General features: G+C 44.4%; 20 protein-coding genes. 11 read left to right on the top strand and 9 right to left on the bottom strand.

Going from position 1 to position 19035, the window contains the following annotated elements:
* Positions 1 to 125 precede the first annotated feature (125 nt).
* Positions 126 to 1583 carry a TrkH family potassium uptake protein gene (locus ACVBIU_RS16295; protein WP_447161655.1) on the top strand — a complete coding sequence of 486 codons (1458 nt, stop codon included), beginning with the start codon at positions 126 to 128 and terminating at the stop codon, positions 1581 to 1583.
* 140 nt (positions 1584 to 1723) lie between these two features.
* Positions 1724 to 2251, top strand: a complete 528-nt coding sequence (hemG, locus tag ACVBIU_RS16290) for a menaquinone-dependent protoporphyrinogen IX dehydrogenase (RefSeq protein ID WP_447161656.1) — start codon at positions 1724 to 1726, stop codon at positions 2249 to 2251.
* 77 nt (positions 2252 to 2328) lie between these two features.
* Here the strand turns inward: hemG (ACVBIU_RS16290) and ACVBIU_RS16285 are convergent, their stop codons facing one another.
* The gene (locus ACVBIU_RS16285) at positions 2329 to 2634 is read right to left on the bottom strand and encodes an ArsR/SmtB family transcription factor (protein WP_248472094.1); all 306 of its coding nucleotides are present in this window, start codon (positions 2632 to 2634) and stop codon (positions 2329 to 2331) included.
* Between the two features lie 211 nt (positions 2635 to 2845).
* Here ACVBIU_RS16285 and hemG (ACVBIU_RS16280) point away from each other — a divergent pair, with 211 nt between their 5' ends.
* Complete coding sequence (hemG, locus tag ACVBIU_RS16280; protein ID WP_447164283.1) at positions 2846 to 3385, top strand: menaquinone-dependent protoporphyrinogen IX dehydrogenase; 540 nt, start codon at positions 2846 to 2848, stop codon at positions 3383 to 3385.
* A gap of 69 nt (positions 3386 to 3454) precedes the next feature.
* Here the strand turns inward: hemG (ACVBIU_RS16280) and ACVBIU_RS16275 are convergent, their stop codons facing one another.
* The 5 genes from ACVBIU_RS16275 to def all read right to left on the bottom strand — a co-directional run bounded on the left by ACVBIU_RS16275 (position 3455) and on the right by def (position 9155).
* On the bottom strand, positions 3455 to 4897 hold the full coding sequence (locus ACVBIU_RS16275; protein WP_447161658.1) for a TrkH family potassium uptake protein: 1443 nt from the start codon (positions 4895 to 4897) through the stop codon (positions 3455 to 3457).
* Positions 4898 to 4968: 71 nt separating this feature from the next.
* Positions 4969 to 6378, bottom strand: a complete 1410-nt coding sequence (gene trkA, locus ACVBIU_RS16270) for a Trk system potassium transporter TrkA (protein ID WP_447161659.1) — start codon at positions 6376 to 6378, stop codon at positions 4969 to 4971.
* Between the two features lie 7 nt (positions 6379 to 6385).
* Positions 6386 to 7666 carry a 16S rRNA (cytosine(967)-C(5))-methyltransferase RsmB gene (gene rsmB / locus ACVBIU_RS16265; protein WP_447164282.1) on the bottom strand — a complete coding sequence of 427 codons (1281 nt, stop codon included), beginning with the start codon at positions 7664 to 7666 and terminating at the stop codon, positions 6386 to 6388.
* A 6-nt stretch (positions 7667 to 7672) separates the two neighbouring features.
* Entirely contained in the window at positions 7673 to 8638 is a 966-nt protein-coding gene (fmt, locus tag ACVBIU_RS16260; protein ID WP_447161661.1) for a methionyl-tRNA formyltransferase, read from the bottom strand.
* A gap of 4 nt (positions 8639 to 8642) precedes the next feature.
* Positions 8643 to 9155 carry a peptide deformylase gene (gene def, locus ACVBIU_RS16255; RefSeq protein ID WP_447161662.1) on the bottom strand — a complete coding sequence of 171 codons (513 nt, stop codon included), beginning with the start codon at positions 9153 to 9155 and terminating at the stop codon, positions 8643 to 8645.
* 136 nt (positions 9156 to 9291) lie between these two features.
* On the opposite strand from def, the gene ACVBIU_RS16250 reads away from it, so the two are divergent.
* From ACVBIU_RS16250 to ACVBIU_RS16240, 3 genes are all read left to right on the top strand, one after another.
* Positions 9292 to 10392, top strand: coding sequence for a LysM peptidoglycan-binding domain-containing protein (locus ACVBIU_RS16250; protein ID WP_447164281.1), 1101 nt, complete (start codon positions 9292 to 9294; stop codon positions 10390 to 10392).
* A 153-nt stretch (positions 10393 to 10545) separates the two neighbouring features.
* On the top strand, positions 10546 to 11565 hold the full coding sequence (gene dprA, locus ACVBIU_RS16245) for a DNA-processing protein DprA (protein ID WP_447161664.1): 1020 nt from the start codon (positions 10546 to 10548) through the stop codon (positions 11563 to 11565).
* Positions 11566 to 11567: 2 nt separating this feature from the next.
* Positions 11568 to 12041: a DUF494 family protein gene (locus ACVBIU_RS16240; RefSeq protein ID WP_439267821.1), complete on the top strand. Its 474-nt coding sequence runs from the start codon at positions 11568 to 11570 to the stop codon at positions 12039 to 12041.
* 283 nt (positions 12042 to 12324) lie between these two features.
* Here the strand turns inward: ACVBIU_RS16240 and ACVBIU_RS16235 are convergent, their stop codons facing one another.
* The gene (locus ACVBIU_RS16235; protein WP_447164280.1) at positions 12325 to 14097 is read right to left on the bottom strand and encodes a collagenase; all 1773 of its coding nucleotides are present in this window, start codon (positions 14095 to 14097) and stop codon (positions 12325 to 12327) included.
* 136 nt (positions 14098 to 14233) lie between these two features.
* Here ACVBIU_RS16235 and ACVBIU_RS16230 point away from each other — a divergent pair, with 136 nt between their 5' ends.
* The 3 genes from ACVBIU_RS16230 (at position 14234) to hemF (ending at position 16382) form a co-directional block, all read left to right on the top strand.
* Entirely contained in the window at positions 14234 to 14797 is a 564-nt protein-coding gene (locus tag ACVBIU_RS16230) for a DNA topoisomerase family protein (RefSeq protein ID WP_447164279.1), read from the top strand.
* Positions 14798 to 14881: 84 nt separating this feature from the next.
* Positions 14882 to 15445, top strand: a complete 564-nt coding sequence (locus ACVBIU_RS16225; RefSeq protein WP_447164278.1) for an L-threonylcarbamoyladenylate synthase — start codon at positions 14882 to 14884, stop codon at positions 15443 to 15445.
* A gap of 22 nt (positions 15446 to 15467) precedes the next feature.
* On the top strand, positions 15468 to 16382 hold the full coding sequence (gene hemF / locus ACVBIU_RS16220) for an oxygen-dependent coproporphyrinogen oxidase (protein ID WP_447161670.1): 915 nt from the start codon (positions 15468 to 15470) through the stop codon (positions 16380 to 16382).
* Between the two features lie 29 nt (positions 16383 to 16411).
* Here the strand turns inward: hemF and ACVBIU_RS16215 are convergent, their stop codons facing one another.
* Complete coding sequence (locus ACVBIU_RS16215) at positions 16412 to 16846, bottom strand: group II truncated hemoglobin (protein WP_447164277.1); 435 nt, start codon at positions 16844 to 16846, stop codon at positions 16412 to 16414.
* Between the two features lie 181 nt (positions 16847 to 17027).
* Here ACVBIU_RS16215 and aroE point away from each other — a divergent pair, with 181 nt between their 5' ends.
* Positions 17028 to 17849: a shikimate dehydrogenase gene (aroE, locus tag ACVBIU_RS16210; RefSeq protein WP_447164276.1), complete on the top strand. Its 822-nt coding sequence runs from the start codon at positions 17028 to 17030 to the stop codon at positions 17847 to 17849.
* A gap of 28 nt (positions 17850 to 17877) precedes the next feature.
* Positions 17878 to 18156 (top strand): DUF1488 domain-containing protein, encoded by a 279-nt coding sequence (locus ACVBIU_RS16205; protein ID WP_447164275.1) that lies wholly within the window; start codon positions 17878 to 17880, stop codon positions 18154 to 18156.
* Between the two features lie 28 nt (positions 18157 to 18184).
* On the opposite strand, the gene ACVBIU_RS16200 is transcribed toward ACVBIU_RS16205, so the two are convergent.
* Complete coding sequence (locus ACVBIU_RS16200; RefSeq protein WP_447161674.1) at positions 18185 to 18742, bottom strand: gamma carbonic anhydrase family protein; 558 nt, start codon at positions 18740 to 18742, stop codon at positions 18185 to 18187.
* Positions 18743 to 19035 lie beyond the last annotated feature (293 nt).

Genomic DNA, 19035 nt, shown 5'->3' with positions numbered 1-19035 from the left:
AGCCAGCAATAAAATCATTTTTTATTATCGAGTAGTAAGAATATTCAAGCTTGCTAATCGGTTGTGAACATTTTTTAATAAGTATGCGAAAATGCGCTTGAGTAAAGCGCTAGCGATGGATACCAATGCAATATCGAACAATTATAAGAATTACTGGCTTGTTAATGGGGCTGTTTTCTTTATCTTTACTACCTCCAGCCTTAGTCGCTGTTATCTATAAAGATGGCGGCGGTATGGCATTTATTCAGGCTTTCGTACTCTGTCTGATTTTGGGGTTCTCACTTTGGTATCCTAACCGCGCTCATCGTAAAGACTTGCGTACCCGAGAAGGCTTTTTGTTAGTGGTGCTATTCTGGGTGGTGCTTGGATCGATTGGTGCCGTGCCTTTTATTTTCTCTGGCCAGCCCTCTCTTAGTTTAACCGATAGCTTCTTCGAATCCTTCTCCGCACTCACCACTACAGGTGCTACGGTCATTGTTGGTTTAGATAGTTTGCCCAAGGCGATTTTATTCTATCGCCACCTGCTGCAATGGCTGGGCGGTATGGGAATTATTGTATTAGCTGTCGCCATTTTGCCCGTACTGGGTGTCGGAGGCATGCAGCTTTACCGCGCAGAAATGCCAGGGCCTGTTAAAGACAGCAAGATGACGCCGAGGATTGCCGAAACCGCTAAGGCATTGTGGTACATCTACTTAGCGCTAACAGTGGCCTGCGCCTTTGCCTATTGGCTTGCTGGTATGGATGCTTTCGACGCCATTTGCCACTCTTTCTCGACTATTGCAATCGGTGGTTTTTCGACTCACGACGCCAGCATGGGGTACTTTAACAGCCCTACAATCAATATGATTTGTGTGGTGTTTTTATTGATTGCGGCATTAAATTTCAGTCTACACTTTGCCGCTTTTTCTCGCCGAGGCATTAACTTAAGAGTCTACTTTCGGGACGCCGAGTTTAAGGTGTTGATTGCGATTCAGTTGGTATTAACGGCTATCTGTTTTATCACATTGTACGGCTCAGGAATTTATGACTCAGCCGAAGAAACCTTTGATTACGCCTTATTTCAGGCTGTATCAATTTCAACTACTGCTGGGTTTGGTACCGAGAGCTTCCATGCTTGGCCATTATTCCTGCCAATTTTGCTGATTTTCTCTAGCTTTATTGGCGGCAGCGGTGGCTCTACTGCCGGCGGTATTAAAGTTATTCGTATGATTTTGCTGCTGCTTCAAGGCTCACGTGAACTCAAGCGTCTGGTTCATCCCCGCGGTATGTTCTCAATTCGAATTAGTGGTAACGCACTACCCGATAGAGTTATTGATGCTGTGTGGGGCTTCTTCTCTGCTTACGCTTTAGTGTTTGTAGTTTGCATGCTGATCCTCATGGCATTTGGGATGGATGCGATTACCGCTTTTAGTGCCACGGCAGCTTGTTTGAATAACTTGGGACCAGGCTTAGGTGAGGTGGCAAGTAACTACGCCAGTATTGGTGATGCTGAAAAGTGGGTATTACTGTTTGCCATGTTATTTGGTCGCTTAGAGGTGTTCACCTTGCTGATTTTGTTTACGCCGACCTTTTGGAAAAACTAAAAAAGTGTAAAGATGCTGCCTTAATCTACTCGCCTAAGCTAGCGTTAACTATTGGGTAGTATATTCAAAATATAGCGGGTCATTGACCGTTGTTTTAGTCTAGTCATACCGAGTTTTAATCGGAAAATAGTAGGAAGTTAATGAACAATACACTCATTATTTATTCGACAGTTGATGGCCAAACGAAAGCAATTTGTGAGCAGATCAAGAAGGTTAACCAAGCGCAGAATGCCAAGGTGACTTTAGCTTCAATCGATGAAGCAGAGTCTTTAGGTTTAGCACAATTTGATAAAATCTTGATTGCTGCCAGCATTCGTTATGGTAAGCATAGGCCCGAACTCTATCAGTTTATTAATCGTCATCATGCGGTGCTGGATGCGAAGATAAATGCATTCTTTACTGTGAATGTGGTTGCTCGAAAGCCAGAAAAAAATACTCCGGAAACGAATCCGTATATGCAGAAGTTCCTCACTCTATCGCTTTGGCAGCCACAGCAGTTAGGGGTATTTGCAGGTAAGATTGACTACCCTAAGTATCGATTTTTCGACAAGGTGATGATCCGCTTTATTATGTGGATGACTAAAGGCCCCACAGATACGACTGGTACCTTTGAATTTACCGACTGGAATAAAGTGGATGAGTTTGCCCAAGCATTTGCTGAGCGCTAGATTAAACACGATTTTGGAACAAAAAAGCCTGCAAGTATGCAGGCTTTTTTACATCTAAATTCGGGACTATAAAGCGATTAGGCGCAGTATTTACGATGCAAGATGGAGATCACTTCAGTGACTTGCTCATTTTTCAATGTGTAGTACACCACTTGTGAGCTTTTTCGAGTCGCGACTAAATCTTCAGAACGCAATACGGCTAAATGCTGTGATAGTGCAGACTGGCTCAGCGGCACGGTTTTATTTAACTCGGTTACGCTGAGCTCTTTATCCAGTAAAAGGCACAAAATCATTAATCGATATGGATTTGCGATAGCCTTAAGCCATTTTGCAGCACTTTCAGCATTGGTGACCATTGCACTGGCGTCGATTTCTTTTTGCATACGGTTACTTACTCCATTGCCTTTAATTAGTTTATTCTAATTGAGTTGGTCTTATAAAACAATCTACTTATGGATCATACTTGTGGAACGCAGTTATCTCAATTTTTGATGTTGATAATATGAGCTATACCTAATTTGTGATCCATTCTCCTTTAAAATCTATGATTAGCTGTAACAATACATCAATAGAAAATTTTCAATTGGAATCAAGATGAAATCAGTTCTGGTACTTTATTATTCTCGTGGCGGGCATACAGCCAGAATTAGCCGCGCTATGGCCGATCACCTTATTAGTGAAGGGCATAAGTGCGACATGATGCATATTAGTGAAGCAAAAGCTGAAGGCCTCGACTGGGCCAAGTATGATGTGGTCGCACTAGGTGCTTGCGTACTTTATGGCAGTTACCATAAGTCGGTATTTGAGTTTGTTGCTGAGCACCAAGCTGATTTCAATGCAAAAGCCTCAAGCTTTTTCAGTGTTAACGTCGTTGCGCGTAATCCAGAGAAGCGTGTGCCTGAAAACAACAAGTATCTGCAAAAGTTTATAGAGCTGTCAGCGTGGAAACCAACAGATGTTAAAGTGATTGCAGGTAAGGTTGACTACCCATCTTGGCGTTGGTACGACAGAATGATGATCCAGCTAATCATGAAAATTACCGATGGCCCAACCGATCCTAAATCTGTTATTGATTACACTGATTGGGAAGACGTAAAAGTCTATGCCGATCACCTGATTAGCTTAGCGAAATAGACAACAGAAATAACAAGCCGCAATGAATGCGGCTTTTTTATTGCGGACTTCTATACCCGTTGTGGGGGATTAGTATTCCCAGAATTGCGGGTGGAATAAAACCGCAACGGTTAAAATCTCGAGTCGACCTAATAGCATGCCTATTGCTAGGGCCCACTTGGCGACGTCGGGTAGGCTGGAGAAGTTTCCTGCTGGCCCAATGGTATCGCCTAATCCCGGGCCAACATTACTTACCGCGGTAATCGCGCCAGTAAAGCTAGTGATAGGGTCCAGCCCTGTAAGGACTAGAATTATCGACAGGGCGATGATTACCGTCATAAATAACATAATAAAGGTAACGAGCGAGCGAACAATATCTCCGCGAATAATGTGGTTGTTATAGCGCTCTTTAAATACACCATTAGGGTGGAATTGTTGTTTTAATTGATCGCGCATAATGACGTTAGCAATTTGAAAACGGAAAATTTTAATGCCGCCGGAGGTCGAGCCAGAACAGCTACCGACAAACATTAAGAATAGAAAGGCGATATTAGCCAGCGCCCCCCAGGCCGTGTAATCCGTGAGACCATAACCTGTGGTGGTGACCACTGAAACCACATTAAAACTGACGATACGAAGGGCATCGAGCGCAGCAATGTCTCTGGTACTCCAAAACCATAATGCCAGTGAGCAAGAAATTAAAACCACAAACTTTAAGAAGCCTTTTACCTGAGCATCATTCCATACTTTTAGCGAACGTTGCTGCACCATATAGACAAACATCAACAGGGGTAAGCCGCCAGCGAGCATAAAGGTGGTACCAACCCATTGAGCTTCATCTGAAAATGCTGCCATTGAACGATCTGAGGTTGAATAGCCCCCGGTAGATAGGGTGGTCATGGCGTGATTAATCGCCTCAAACCAGGTCATACCGCTTTGGTGGTAAGCAGCAAAACATATAAGAGTCAGTATGATGTAAACAAAAAATAGGCTTTTGGCCATATATTGAGTACGCGGGGTTGTTTTGTCACTCCAGTCGGAAGATTCAGTTCTAAATAAACGCATACCACCGACGTTTAAGAAAGGTAATACAGCCACTGCCATTACAATAAAGCCTATCCCACCTAACCACTGTAGCAATGAGCGCCAGATAAGGATGCTGTGATCCATGGTGTCGAGGCCTGACAACACCGTCGAGCCCGTCGTGGTAATACCTGACATGGTTTCGAAGAATGCGTCGGTATAGTTGATGCCGTGATACAAGGTGAAGGGCATTGCTGCAAATAGACTCACGATAAACCATGTGAGGCTGGTGAGCAGGAACATATCTCGAATATTAAGGTGAAGTTTTCGGCTTTGACCTTGGTGCATACAGAAGCTGGCTGCAGAGCCTGTAACCAGAGATGAGATCATGAAGGCACCAACAGTTTCTTCACCATAGTAGAGGGCAAAGGCGCCGGGAATTAACATAAACGCAGTGAGCGTTGAGAGGAAAATTCCTAAAATAAATAGCAAGGGGCGATAGTTCAACATAATGTTTATACCAGTTAGCAGTCTACCTAACTGGCATGAGTTACACTCCTGAACGCTGTTAAATGACGCTTTTAAAAGAAGAAGGCGCTCGGTTGGAATAGCTTTTCAACTTCGCCAATAAACTTCTTGTTGACCAAAAATAGAATGACGTGGTCGCCTTGTTCGATAACGGTTTTGTCGTGTGCCATAAGCACTTCTTCGTCGCGAACGATAGCGCCAATGGTGGTCCCAGGTGGTAATTTAATTTCGCTGATCTGCTTGCCAACCACTTTAGACGTATTGGAGTCACCATGAGCAATCGCTTCAATTGCTTCTGCTGCGCCGCGACGTAGTGAGTAAACGTTACAAATATCACCTTGGCGAATATGAGTCAGCAATGCCGAAATCGTAGCTTGTTGTGGAGAAATAGCGATATCAATATTCGCTTCTTGCACAATATCAACATAGGCTTCGCGCTGAATAAGTACCATGACTTTTTTAGCGCCCATGCGTTTGGCGAGTAATGCAGCCATGATATTGGCTTCATCGTCGTTGGTAACCGCAATAAACACATCGGTTTGGTCGATATGCTCTTCAAGCAACAGCTCTTGATCTGAGGCGTCGCCACAAAATACCGTTGTATTTTCAAGCTTTTCTGATAACTCTTCAGCACGCTCTTGCTTACGCTCAATCAGTTTTACTGAGTGGTTGCGTTGTAGTTTTTTCGCTAGTCCCAAACCAATATTACCGCCACCGGCGATCATAATATTGCGATAAGAATTATCGAGCTTCTGCATCTCACTCATTACCGCGCGTACGTGGCGGCTGTCGGCCACGAAGAACACTTCGTCATCGGCTTCGATAATGGTGGTGCCGCGAGGCATAATTGGACGACCCTGTCTAAAAATAGCGGCAACCCGGGTATCAATATTTGGCATATGCTCGCGCAGTGCTGCGAGTGCATTACCCACTAACGGGCCGCCATAGTAGGCACGCACGGCAACTAAACTCAGTCGGCCTTCGGCAAACTCGAGCACCTGTAATGCTCCAGGGTATTCAACAAGGCGAGCAATGTAGGCGGTCACCAGTTGCTCTGGTGCTATCAGCTCATCAATAATAAAACCGCCCCGAGGGCGATGTTCTGCATTCTTGGTTTCGCTGTCGATAAACAGTTTATCGCGAAGGCCTAGGTATTGTTCTGAACGAATTCGGGCAATTTTGGTGGGAGTACCATAGAGCGAATAAGCAATTTGGCAAGCTGCCATATTGCATTCGTCGCTATTGGTTACCGCGATAAGCATATCCGCGTCTTCGGCTCCCGCCTCTTTTAATACACTTGGGTGAGCACCGTGGCCCACAATGACTCTTAGGTCGTACTTATCTTGCAAGCTACGTAGGCGATTTTTGTCGGTATCGACAATGGTGATGTCATTGTTTTCGCCAACTAAGTTTTCGGCGAGTGTGCCGCCAACTTGTCCTGCACCCAAAATGATTATTTTCATTGCCGTTCTAATCCTTAACTAGGCGAGCGTAATAAAAGCCATCCATGTTGTCTTGTCCAGGGACAATCTGCCAACCAATATCGTCTGGACTGGCTTGTTCTGCAATCGGCACTAAAGTCGCATCAGGTGTTCTGCCTAAGAAGGCGCTGACTTGATCTTTGTTTTCTTGTGGCAAAATTGAACATGTTGCATATAAGAGTGTGCCACCGGGCTTTAACCACTTCCAGCAATGATCGAAAATCTGTGACTGTAATTGCGCCAGCTCTTCAATATCGTTATTCTTTCTAAGCCACTTAATATCAGGGTGACGACGAATAACACCGGTTGCGGAGCAGGGAGCATCGAGCAAAATGCGGTCGAACTTATCGCCTTGCCACCATGAGTCGATATCGGCGGCATCGCCATGTACCAGCTCAGCTTTGAGTGACAGTCTATCGAGGTTTTGCTGAACGCGCTCAAGACGTTTGGCATCAAAATCCACAGCCACCAGTTTAATTTCAGGTGCTAGCTCTAATAAATGACAGCTTTTACCGCCAGGAGCGGCACAGGCATCGAGTACTAGTTCATTACCTTGCGGTGCTAATAAGGTGGCTGCCCATTGGGCTGCACCATCTTGCACTGATGCTGCGCCGGTTTCAAAACCGGGTAGCTGCATCACATCGCGTGGGCTAGATAGTAAAATTGAATCTGGGCTGTTACCCGCTTGAGCGTCAATCTCTAATCCTGCCAGCGCCTGTAAATAGGTGTCTCTGGTTTGTGATTGCTGATTGTTACGAAGCCACATAGGTGGGCGCTCATGACTTTGCTCAATCACGTTTTGCCAGTTTTCTGGGTAAGCGTCTTTTAAGCGCTTAATGATCCAGGCTGGTGTGTTATAGGTAAGAGTGTCGTTGTCAGTCGATAAAGGCTTTTCCTGGCGCTGAATATTACGTAATACACCATTAACCACTTTCACTAAGCCTTCAAACTTTAGCTGACGACAGGCTTCGGCGGTCTCTGATATTGCAGCGTGGCTCGGAATGCGCGTGAAGTACAGTTGATAGCAACCAACCAGTAATAATTGGTGCACTATGCGCTGCTTACCTTTCATCTGTTTGCTCATGCAGTCGCTGACTTGTTTGTCTAACTGCGGCAAAAAACGCATGACACCATAGCAAAGCTCGGCGAGTAGCGCCTTGTCTTTACCATTATCGAGATGTTTTTGCTGATCCGGTAGCGCCACTGAAAGTGAGATACCTTTTTCTAGCACCTGAAAAACGACCTTAGCGGCCAAAGCTCTTAAGTTCATTAGCGATTAAGCCTCTTGATTATCGGTGCTAGTAAGAACGGTTCCTGGGGTAAACCAGTCGGCTCTTGAGTTTAGGATGTCGGCAACACTTAATGGCTTTTTACCTGGAAGTTGCATCTGGGTGATAGTTAATACACCTTCACCTGTGGCGATACTAATGCCATTTTTATCGGCTGACAAAATCGTACCCGGTAGCTTTGAGCTTGTCTCACCGCTCACATGGCTCTGCCATACCTTAATAGTATTACCTTCATGTTGGTAATGGCTAACAGGCCAAGGATTAAAAGCGCGGATCTCGCGCCATAGTGCGTTAGCTGATTTAGTCCAATCTAAGCGCGCTTCTTCTTTCGATAACTTTTCAGCATAGTTGGCTAAGCTTTCATCTTGCTTTTCAGCAGGCAGAGTACCTGCTGCTATCCCTGCTAATGCGTCAACAAGTGCACTTGGGCCTTGTTCGGCTAGCTTTTCATATAGGGTTGCAGAAGTATCAGTGTCTTCAATTGTCAGCTGAGTTTTTAACAGCATGTCGCCGGTATCTAAACCAATATCCATCTGCATAATGGTAACGCCAGTTTCACTGTCGCCTGCCCATAGTGCTCGTTGAATCGGTGCAGCACCACGCCAGCGTGGCAAAATTGAACCATGTACATTGATGCAGCCAAGGCGAGGGGTGTCGAGCACGACTTTTGGTAAAATTAACCCGTAAGCGACAACAACCATAATGTCAGCGTTCAAGGCGGCAAGCTCTGTTTGCGCATCTTCGTCACGTAGAGATTTTGGCTGCAAAACTGCGATGTCATTTTCAAGCGCTAATGCTTTGACTGGGCTTGCTTGAAGCTTTTTACCGCGGCCAGCAGGTCTGTCTGGCTGGGTGTACACTGCAATAACGTTATGCTCTGAATCGATTAACGCTTGAAGATGGCGTGCAGCAAAGTCTGGCGTTCCTGCAAAAATGACATTTAATGGTTTCAAAAATTTATCCTTGTTTAGCTTCGAGACGAGCTGCTTTTTCGAGCTTTTGTTTGATGCGTTGACGCTTAAGCGGTGATAAGTAGTCAACAAACAGCTTACCTGATAGATGATCTAATTCATGTTGTAAGCAGATAGCAAACAAATCATCCGCTTCTAACGTGAACTCTTTACCATCGCGATCTAGGGCTTTGATTGTTACAAATTCTGCGCGATCGACTTTGGCGTAGACGCCAGGAACAGACAAGCAGCCTTCTTCGTTGCAGAAATCACCGCTTTTGGCTGTAATCTCTAAATTGATGAACACTTTAGGGCGTTCAACATCATCTTGAAGGTCCATAACGATAAGTTGATGGTGATAATCAACCTGGGTTGCAGCTAGGCCAATTCCCTTCTCTTCATACATAGTTTCGAACATATCGTCGATTTGTGTTTGAAGGGCAGCGTTAAACTCTGTGATTGGCTTTGCTACTGTACGTAATCTTTCATCGGGAAAACATAAAACTTTTAATAAACTCATATCTAAACTCTTAACAAGTCTGTCAAAATTGAGCCAGTTAGTTATACTGACTTTGGCTAATGGCTCAATTTTAGTCGTTAGCGGCATTCAATAACAGCAAAAGCTCTACATATACTCTAATAAAAGAGCAAATAGCATGGATACCCTGATGAAACGGTTAATATTACTTGCTTCACTTATAGTTGGTTGCACTTCAGTTTTCGCTGATACCTTAACGCTAAAGTCGGGTCATCCTGATTCTTATGTGGTTGAAAAAGGCGATACGCTTTGGGATATTTCAGCATCTTTCCTAAACGACCCTTGGCGTTGGCCTAAGCTGTGGGGAGCAAACCCTCAGGTAGCGAACCCTCACCTTATCTACCCTGGCGACAAGCTGACTCTGGTGTTTATCGATGGTGAACCGCGCTTGGTGGTTAAGCCTCATATCAGAAAAAGCCCCCAAGGCCGCATTTCAGCTAAAAATAGTGCGATTCCAGCGATAGACCTTTCGCTAATCCAGCCCTATCTATTACAAAACCGTGTAGTTGATGCCGATTGGTTCGAGCAGCAACCCAAAGTCATGGGCGGTGAGAGTCCTTCAAAATTTCATGTGATTTCAGACATTATCTATGTGCAAGGTGAGTTAACCGTTGGCGATAAATTTGGCGTTTATGTTGATGGGCGAACACTCAAGAATAGTGACGGCGAAAATCTAGGACTCGAAGTGATTTTATCGGCTTCTGGTCGAGTGGTTGAGTCGGGCCCCATCTCTAAGGTGGAGTTACTGAGTAATTTGCAAGAAACTGCGGCAGGTTATCGCGTACTACCGATTGAGGATGACTCGCTGATGTCTGCTTATTTCATGCCTAAGGCGGCTGAAATTAAAGAGCCTGCAACAGTATTGGCATCGGGTAAAGATATTCGTGAAATGGGTAAACTCGATGTGGTTTACCTAGACAAAGGCGCTATTGACGGTCTAGAAACCGGACAGGTATTTTCTATCTTTAAAGAGGGCGCAGTCGTCGTTATCAATGGTGATGGCGTCCCGGTACAGCCTCTCGAACGTAATCGCTACGAGAAGATAATTGCGAATATATCGTCAGATAATGCAGTAAAAATGCCGGATCTTTATCGTGGAAAGTTGATGGTGTTTAAAGTTTTCGATAAGACCAGTATGGGGATTATTTTAGTTAATGAACGTCCTGTGCGGGTGGCTGACAAGCTTACGATTCCTGATTCGCTGATTAGTAGCGAATAGGCTAAGGTTAGTTATACTCATTGTATTGATGCCATCTTATTGATGGCATCGGCTTTTAAAGGATAAACCATTAACGATAAACTGGTCGACTGGCTAGTTGTTTCAGCTGTATCTGGGCTAGGACCCGCTCGGATTAAACAATTAATAAACTACATGGATGTAGCAGAGTTAAGGCAAAGGTTAGCGCATGAACCACAGGCGCTGCCGCTACCTGAATCGTTACTACAATCCAATTTATCCCCTAATTATGCGTTAGTTGATGAGGCGTTAGCCTGGCAGCAAGCTGCAAATAACCATCATCTTGTAAGCCTAGATGACCCTCACTATCCCCCGTTATTGAAACAAATTAATGATCCTCCAACTGTGCTGTTTTTAAAAGGTAACCTTGATACTTTATTGTTTCCTGGTATCGCCGTTGTTGGTAGTCGAAATGCGACGTTAGGAGGAAAGAAAGTGGCTTATGAGTTGGCGACTCAATTGGCCCTACATAGCCTGGCAATAACCAGTGGAATGGCTTTAGGTATTGACGGTGCAGCCCATCAAGCGGCTATTGATATTGGAAAGCCGAGTGTTGCGGTATTGGGGACGGGGGCGGATGTTATTTATCCTAAACGCCACAGAGGCATTTATCATGACATTCAAAATGATGGCTGTGTTTTGAGTGAGTTTTGGCCCGACGTTAAGCCATTTTCCGGAAACTTTCCGAAACGAAACCGTATTATCAGCGGTCTAACTATAGGAACCTTAGTGATAGAGGCAAGCTTGAAAAGTGGCTCATTAATCACTGCGCGACTTGCTAACGAACAAGGGCGAGAGGTGTTTGCAGTTCCTGGGAGTGTGCTGAGCGGTCAAAGTGAAGGGGGCCATCAATTATTGCGTGATGGTGCTAAGTTAGTGGAGTCTGTGGCAGATATTTTAGAAGAAGTTACCGCTTTATCGCAGTTTCACCTTGAAGAACTAAGGGCGCGCCACCATATAGGGGGAGAAAGCGCCTCTGATTTGCCATTTTCCTCACTGTTAGCTAGTGTTGGCTATGAGACTACAGCGATAGATGATGTGGTCGAGCATAGTGGAAAAACCATAGAGCTAGTATTGGAGCAATTGCTTGAACTCGAGCTGCAAGGTTGGATTACTGCAGTCCCTGGTGGTTACATAAGACTAAAGAGGAGCTAGTCATGTTTGATATCCTCATGTATTTATTTGAAAACTATGTTCATAGTGAAGTCGAATTATTAGTAGATGAAGACGAACTCACAAAAGAACTCACTCGCGCCGGATTTCATCAAAGTGAAATCATTAAGGCACTTTCTTGGTTAGAGCGTTTAGCTGATATACAAGAAGCAGGTACGCCTTACCTTTGTAATCATGATCAGCAATCATTCCGTATTTACACCAAAGCTGAGATGGAAAAAATTGACGTCGAAAGTCGTGGCTTTTTACTGTTTCTAGAGCAGATTAAAGTGCTCAATGTTGAGACACGTGAAATGGTGATAGACCGAGTCATGGAAATTGATGAGCCGACCTTAAACCTTGATGATCTTAAGTGGGTTATATTGATGGTGCTATTTAATGCTCCGGGTCATGAGTCTGCTTATGAGCAGATGGAAGATCTTATCTTTGAGCAGCCTGATGGTGGTTTACATTCATAATCAGCTAAACACGATTAAAAGAAAGGAGGCCTAAGCCTCCTTTTTTGTGTCTGGAACATTTATGCCTATTTGCCATGGATGGGCTCAAATAGGCGTTGTACATGGATGTGCGCTATTTCACCTAACATCAGCCTGAACGCAAGGACAGCGTAAGAAGGGATTTGTGTCTGGCGATAAATGTTCCATACATTTATTCGCATTTCCTCTATCCCTAGAGGTCAGAACACTTATGCCAATTTGCCTTGGATGGATACAAATTGGCTTTGTACCTAGAACCTAGAACCTAGAACTTCAGGTGGTTTTCGCCATGGGCTAAGTGCTGTGGCTGCAAATAGTCACGGTAATCGTAGCGATACTGCTTATGCAGGCGTGGTTTACTCTTCTCTTCGTTATCATCAAATTCAGCAACCTGAGTATCTAACCAAGTTGCAAACTGATCTTGATGCTGAGTCAAAGAGGCCATTAACTGCTCATAGCCTTCGAAATAATCTGTTTTTAAATACTGGCTAAGTTGTACAAAGTCAGCATGGTGGTGCTCTGCAAGGAAGCGAATAGCCATGTAACTCCATTTGTAAGTTCTGTCCTGACCGTCCTTATATTCGGTAGCAAAAATCTCCTCTAATGTTGGTGCTTCATCTCGATCTCGCTTAATCACACGCAGAGCTGAAGGGTTGGTATCGCCCTTAGAGATGTATTCAGCTAAACCTTCTGACCACCAGACCATTTTCTCTGGGAAGTGCCCAAAGCCTGCATATTTCACAAAGTGGCCATCAAGGTAGTGCACATATTCATGATTCAAATTCCAAACTTTGAACTCGGGTTCAATCCACCACTGGCGAAACGCAAAGAAGGTTGCTTGGTTGCCAGGCTTTGAAGGGGTGCCTTCTATATACATACCGCCGTTATCGGTTTGGATATCAAAGATCAGCTGGCCATATAAGTGGTATTGGCTCCAGTTTTTAAATGCAACAACCCTCAGCGCACTGTTAAAGTCATTGGGGGTTGGCTTTAACTCTGTGCTTAGTAAACCATGAAAGTTAGACTCTTGTGAGGTTAACTTATTACAGCTTTCAGCAAGCTCTTGCTCGTTTAAATCTTGGGTCAATATAAACAGGCTATCAGAACAGTGGTGTTCAATCGGCAGCGCCGCCTTAAGCTCTGGAATACGACATATATCGCTGTTTTCCTTGCATAGCTCTTGGCCACCAAACACATTTACGTGAAAGCCTGCGGTGTATGCATCTTTAGCAGCATCACCACGAAGTGCAACATCGGCTTTAGCAATAGCAGCGACGGCAGCATCGAGGGCCAACTCTTGTTGTGTTTGTTCACCATCTTCTGATGATGGCAGCGCTAAACGATATAGGGCGAGTGCCCAGTAGGCATTTGTACGTGGCCAGTCGTTGTTGGCGCGAATGCTTTCTGCGCTTGCTGCAAAATCAATAAGGGCTGTATTTAAGTCAGCCGCTAACAATACTTTGTTTAGCTCACCGTCGACCTCTTTACGGCCTTGATTCAGTAAGAAGCCATAAGCTTTTAAGGTTTCTAGTAATGCATAGTCATTAGCGCTGTTGGGCGTTGTACTCGCCAATTGCTGTAGCTGGGTTTCTAGCTGAGGCAGTAACGGAACTAAGGCTTGAGCTGCATCGTTGTTGGCAAAATAGCGGTAGAGGGTAACGGCATATTGCTCTTGTAAGCGCGCTTGATTGTTGAGAAGGCCTGAATCAGCTAACTCTTCTAGTGCTTCAGCTAAAGCGGAAATATCTGCATCACTTAAGTCATCAACTGGCCCGTAGTAACTAAAGGCGCGAAAGTAGTAAAGCAGCTTATCTATGGCCTCTATGTCTTGGTTGCTAGCGAGCGCAAGGCTGGTTTGAGTAAAAGCGTCGGTTGTTAATAGTGGGCTTTGAGCATCAAACAAATCTGCTTCAGATGTGGTGTTTATCTGGCTGATTATTTGTGGATTAATGTTTGGCTGTTCAACACTCGCGCAGCCTGAGAGCGATGCGAGCAGGCTTGCTATAATAGTCGTAGCGAACTTTGAGGGTGTATTCATTTTTTTCCCTTTAAATTTATCCCTTTGTTTTATTGAATACAATATATCATTGCTTTTTACGAAATTCTAACACTGGAATATAAAACTTAATCGATTCCTTGGTAGAATAGCGGCATATAGATGAATTGAGATAACCATGGCTAAAATCGATCAGCAACTGTTTACTACGCACGAGCATGCCCTTGAGAAAGAGTATGAGCTGTGCCCTAAGTGTGGCTGTGAGTTGTCGGTAAAGCACAGTAAGCACGGTGGTTTTATTGGCTGTAATAACTACCCAAGCTGCGACTACACCCGGCCTTTGGTACAGCATGAATCAATTGAAACACAAGTGATCCAAGGATCGGTTTGTCCTGACTGCGGCAGTGAACTGGCGGTGAAGTCAGGCCGTTTTGGTATTTTTATCGGTTGTACTAACTATCCAGCCTGCAGTCATATCGAAAAACATGATAAGGCGGATGCTGCGGATGAGATCGCCTGTCCCAAGTGTAAGATCGGGCATATCGAACACCGAACTAGTCGCTTTGGTAAATCATTTTATGCTTGTAGTGCTTATCCAAAATGCAAGTTTTTAGTCAATTATCCTCCAGTTGCTGAAACGTGCCCAGACTGTGGTTGTGGTATTTTGGTTGAACGCAAAGGGGCTGCAGGTATGCGCCTAGAGTGTCCTGAAAAAGCCTGTAAATATAAGCGTCCTGTTTAAATAATCATATTAACTTTAACTAATGTCGCATTTAAGTAATCATAGCGGCTTAAAATCGCTCTTATGTAAGGTGAATCGAAACAAATGTTAGAAGTATTACCTGCTGGCGCGGCAGAGCTTGTTGAGCAAGGCGGCGTGATTGCTTACCCAACAGAAGCTGTCTATGGCCTAGGCTGTGATCCAGATAATAACGACGCAATTGAACGCTTATTAGAAATAAAGCAGCGGCCATGGCAAAAAGGGTTAATTCTAGTCGCAGGCGATTATCAGCAACTACTCCCTTATATTGATGAGTCGCAACTCTCGGTAGAGCAATTAGCATTTGTACACAGTAAGTGGCCCGGGCCATTTACTTTTATTATGCCAATTAAGCCCGGTCTGTCTAAATTGCTAAGTGGTAGCTTTGATTCGATTGCCGTACGGGTTACCGCTCATGAAGACGTCAAAGCTTTGTGTGCGGCGATTAATAAGCCAATAGTATCAACGAGTGCAAATCTGACAGGGCAAGAGCCTGCATTGTCTGCATCGAGTGTAAAGCTGCAGTTTGAGGGAATGATTGCAGGCTTAGTGATTGGTGACTTAGGGAGCCAGGCATCACCGTCTACGATTATCGATGCTAAGAGTGGAAAAATTATAAGAAAAGGCTAATCAGCTTTTAAAAAGGAATGATATGAGCGCACCAGATCCAACAGTAGTAAAAGCTTTCTTACTCGATCTTCAAAATCGAATTTGTAATGGACTTGAAGCCTTAGATAATGAGGCAACATTTGTCGAGGACTCGTGGCAGCGTGAAGAGGGTGGCGGTGGTCAAAGTCGAGTGTTGACTGGTGGTGCGGTATTTGAACAAGCTGGCGTTAACTTCTCCCATGTTATGGGCGCCTCTATGCCTGCTTCTGCAACGGCGCACCGCCCAGAGCTTGCTGGTCGAAGTTTTGAGGCGATGGGCGTTTCTTTAGTTATCCATCCAAACAACCCGCATATTCCGACGACACATGCCAATGTACGCTTTTTTATTGCCCATAAAGAGGGGGCGGATCCAGTTTGGTGGTTCGGTGGTGGTTTCGACTTAACACCTTATTATCCGTATTTAGAAGATGTTGTTGCGTGGCACCACAGTGCAAAGTCATTGTGCGAGCCTTTTGGTGAAGATATTTACCCTAAGTATAAAAAATGGTGTGACGAATACTTTTGGTTACCGCATCGTAATGAAACCCGTGGTGTTGGTGGTTTGTTCTTTGATGACCTCAACAAGCAAGGTTTTGAGAGCAGCTTTGCCTTTATGCAGGCTGTCGGTAACGGCTTCTTAACTGCTTATGCCCCCATTGTTGAGCGCCGAAAAGATACCGAATTTGGTGAACATGAGCGTCAGTTCCAGCTCTATCGTCGTGGTCGTTATGTTGAATTTAACTTGGTTTATGATCGAGGCACATTATTTGGCTTACAGACAGGCGGCCGCACAGAATCAATTTTGATGTCTATGCCGCCATTAGTGCGTTGGGAGTATGCTTACACGCCGGAAATGGGTAGCCCGGAGGCGCAACTATACAGTGATTACCTCAAACCAAGAGATTGGTTAAGCCTATAGTGAGTAAAGTGAAACCAATAAATGTTGTTTTATTGGTTTCGCATATGGTCCGCGAGTGTCGAAATAGCGCTATATATAGCTTGTTGATGCTGCGGATCTTTCACTTCTTTCTCTATCGCTGCCTTCATACAGACGAGCCACTGATCTCGCATAGCTTCATCGACTTTAAACGGCATATGCCTGGCACGCAACGCAGGGTGCCCATGCTTCTGTTGATATAGCTGAGGCCCACCAAGCCAACCGCTTAGAAATTCAAATAACTTCTGTTCAGATTCTGCGATAGGGGCTCTATGGATTGACAATAGATCTTGAGTCGCTTGATTGTGTTGCATCTGTAAATAGAACTGATGGGCAATAGCACGAATCACTTTTTCTCCACCTATACGATCATAAGCATTAGATTGATTTGGATCTCTATCCTGACTCGCTTGGTTTTTACCAACAAGTTTCTTTAACCAGTTCATCTATTTCTTGTACCAGGCTCTTATACGTTTGCGCGACAGTGTAGCAAGTCGATGAGTAAAATTATCTAGCTATTTAATAGCATCACCGTTGAAAGTTCAGCTGAAAATAACTCGGATAGAATCGATTGCCTAAGCAAAGATCCGCGTTACACTACTACTTTTAGTGGCTAGAGTAGAAAACATGACTGAACGATATGCAGTATTTGGTAACCCAATAGGGCACAGTAAGTCGCCCCAAATTCATACAATGTTCGCCACCGAGACTGCTCAGTCGTTAAGTTATGAGGCAATCTTAGCGCCCGTCGACGCTTTTGAAGCAAGTTTCAAAGAGTTTGCTGCTAATCATGGTTACGGTGCAAACGTTACCGTGCCCTTTAAAGAGCAAGCATTTGCCCTGTGTGATGAACTTAGCGAACAAGCCCAATTAGCTGGAGCAGTGAATACCTTAACGGTATTGGCCGATGGTAAAATTCGCGGCGATAATACCGATGGTCTTGGTTTAGTCGCCGACCTAAAGAGAAACTTAGGAGACTTGTGTGGATTGCATGTCCTGTTAATTGGTGCTGGTGGTGCTGCGCGAGGCAGTGTATTGCCATTACTGCAATCAGGCATTGCTAAGTTAACGATTGTAAATCGCACTCAAGTAAAGGCTGAGGCGTTAGTGGAGATCTTTTCGCGCTATGGTGATGTGACTGCTTTACCTATATCCCATACAGGGCAGAGCTATGACCTTATTATTAACTCCACTTCTTCCAGCTTATCAGGTGAAGTACCGGCTATTAGCCCTGATACTATTGTATCGCACACAGTTTGCTACGATATGATGTATGGCAAAGAGCCAACAAGTTTTAACCTGTGGGCGACAGCGCAGGGGGCAAGTCAAACAATCGATGGCTTAGGTATGCTGGTGGGACAAGCGGCAGAAAGCTTTTCTATTTGGCGCAGCGTAACACCAAGTGTCGAGCCTGTTCTGACTCAGCTTAGATCTGAACTCATAGGCTAAAAACTTCTGAGCATTAATCGAGATAAAGATGAACCAAAGTATTCTATTTCCAGATCTACAAGATTGGGATCAACTAAGCCAAACCGTTATTTTCCCAGTTCAAGTACAAGGGGTAAATATTGAGTGTCGGATAAGCTTAGCAAAACTGGCTTCGTTATCATCAACAAAAATATTGGCCGAAGAATTAGATATCGAGAGTAAGGCTCTAGCCCTATTTGAACAGTATCGATTTGATATAGAGGAAGAGGTTGAAACGCTCATCGAGCAGGAAGCATTCGATGAGCAAGGTAGAACCGTTCTTTTATAGTGCTATCTATAGAAAGCGAACTTTTTGCTTACTCGCCTTCTTGCAAGTACTCATTCTTCAGTCTGACATAATTGTCGGCAGATTGCGGCAGGAAGGCAAGTTCAGCATCGGTAAGTGGACGAGCCTGTTTAGCTGGGCTGCCTACATATAGAAAACCACTCTTCAATACTTTACCTGGCGGTACCAGAGAACCCGCACCTAGGATGACATCATCTTCTAATATTGCACCATCTAGAATGATTGCGCCCATACCGACCAAAATACGATTACCCACTTGGCAACCATGTAACATAGCCTTGTGACCAATAGTGACGTCATCACCAATGATCAGAGGGTGGCCAGCAGGTAAAGAGGGGGATTTTCGGGTTACGTGTAAAACCGTACCATCTTGGATATTGGAACGTTTACCTATATAGATATGGTTTACATCTCCACGTGCGGCAACTAAAGGCCAAACACTGGCATCCTCATCAAGGGTAATATCACCGACTAATACAGCAGCCTCATCGATATAAACACCCTGTTTAAGTGTAGGTACGACACCTTTATAGGAGCGTAGTGGGTTATTGTTTCTAGAGTTTGGCATCTAAAAGTCCTAATTATGGTGTTTTTAGCATTATAAAGCCTAAAAAGTGGCTAGTCAGTGGGTTTTATGAGCAAACGATTATAAAAGTTCGATTTTATTCATTATTGCCCTTGCGCTGCTCTGAGATATCCCTATAATGCGCATCCACTGACACGGCACAGCAGGCCATTCGCTCTTAGCAAAAGCTAGATAGAACGGGACTTGCAGCGGTGTTAGAGAGTTAAAACTCCTAGGAGATTTGATTCAGGTGACAAACGCTTTAAGAGCTTCGAATGATGGTTGTTAACACGAGA

The sequence above is a fragment of the Shewanella sp. 30m-14 genome, from assembly GCF_052977125.1.
This window is presented reverse-complemented; position numbering and strand designations above follow the sequence as displayed.

Bases quoted from the DNA above. Each gene is read 5' to 3' on its own strand.
- ACVBIU_RS16295 (WP_447161655.1), top strand. From the start codon at position 126: ATGCAATATCGAACAATTATAAGAATTACTGGCTTGTTAATGGGGCTG.
- hemG (WP_447161656.1), top strand. From the start codon at position 1,724: ATGAACAATACACTCATTATTTATTCGACAGTTGATGGCCAAACGAAA.
- ACVBIU_RS16285 (WP_248472094.1), bottom strand. From the start codon at position 2,634: ATGCAAAAAGAAATCGACGCCAGTGCAATGGTCACCAATGCTGAAAGT.
- hemG (WP_447164283.1), top strand. From the start codon at position 2,846: ATGAAATCAGTTCTGGTACTTTATTATTCTCGTGGCGGGCATACAGCC.
- ACVBIU_RS16275 (WP_447161658.1), bottom strand. From the start codon at position 4,897: ATGTTGAACTATCGCCCCTTGCTATTTATTTTAGGAATTTTCCTCTCA.
- trkA (WP_447161659.1), bottom strand. From the start codon at position 6,378: ATGAAAATAATCATTTTGGGTGCAGGACAAGTTGGCGGCACACTCGCC.
- rsmB (WP_447164282.1), bottom strand. From the start codon at position 7,666: ATGAACTTAAGAGCTTTGGCCGCTAAGGTCGTTTTTCAGGTGCTAGAA.
- def (WP_447161662.1), bottom strand. From the start codon at position 9,155: ATGAGTTTATTAAAAGTTTTATGTTTTCCCGATGAAAGATTACGTACA.
- ACVBIU_RS16250 (WP_447164281.1), top strand. From the start codon at position 9,292: ATGGATACCCTGATGAAACGGTTAATATTACTTGCTTCACTTATAGTT.
- dprA (WP_447161664.1), top strand. From the start codon at position 10,546: ATGGATGTAGCAGAGTTAAGGCAAAGGTTAGCGCATGAACCACAGGCG.
- ACVBIU_RS16240 (WP_439267821.1), top strand. From the start codon at position 11,568: ATGTTTGATATCCTCATGTATTTATTTGAAAACTATGTTCATAGTGAA.
- ACVBIU_RS16235 (WP_447164280.1), bottom strand. From the start codon at position 14,097: ATGAATACACCCTCAAAGTTCGCTACGACTATTATAGCAAGCCTGCTC.
- ACVBIU_RS16230 (WP_447164279.1), top strand. From the start codon at position 14,234: ATGGCTAAAATCGATCAGCAACTGTTTACTACGCACGAGCATGCCCTT.
- ACVBIU_RS16225 (WP_447164278.1), top strand. From the start codon at position 14,882: ATGTTAGAAGTATTACCTGCTGGCGCGGCAGAGCTTGTTGAGCAAGGC.
- hemF (WP_447161670.1), top strand. From the start codon at position 15,468: ATGAGCGCACCAGATCCAACAGTAGTAAAAGCTTTCTTACTCGATCTT.
- ACVBIU_RS16215 (WP_447164277.1), bottom strand. From the start codon at position 16,846: ATGAACTGGTTAAAGAAACTTGTTGGTAAAAACCAAGCGAGTCAGGAT.
- aroE (WP_447164276.1), top strand. From the start codon at position 17,028: ATGACTGAACGATATGCAGTATTTGGTAACCCAATAGGGCACAGTAAG.
- ACVBIU_RS16205 (WP_447164275.1), top strand. From the start codon at position 17,878: ATGAACCAAAGTATTCTATTTCCAGATCTACAAGATTGGGATCAACTA.
- ACVBIU_RS16200 (WP_447161674.1), bottom strand. From the start codon at position 18,742: ATGCCAAACTCTAGAAACAATAACCCACTACGCTCCTATAAAGGTGTC.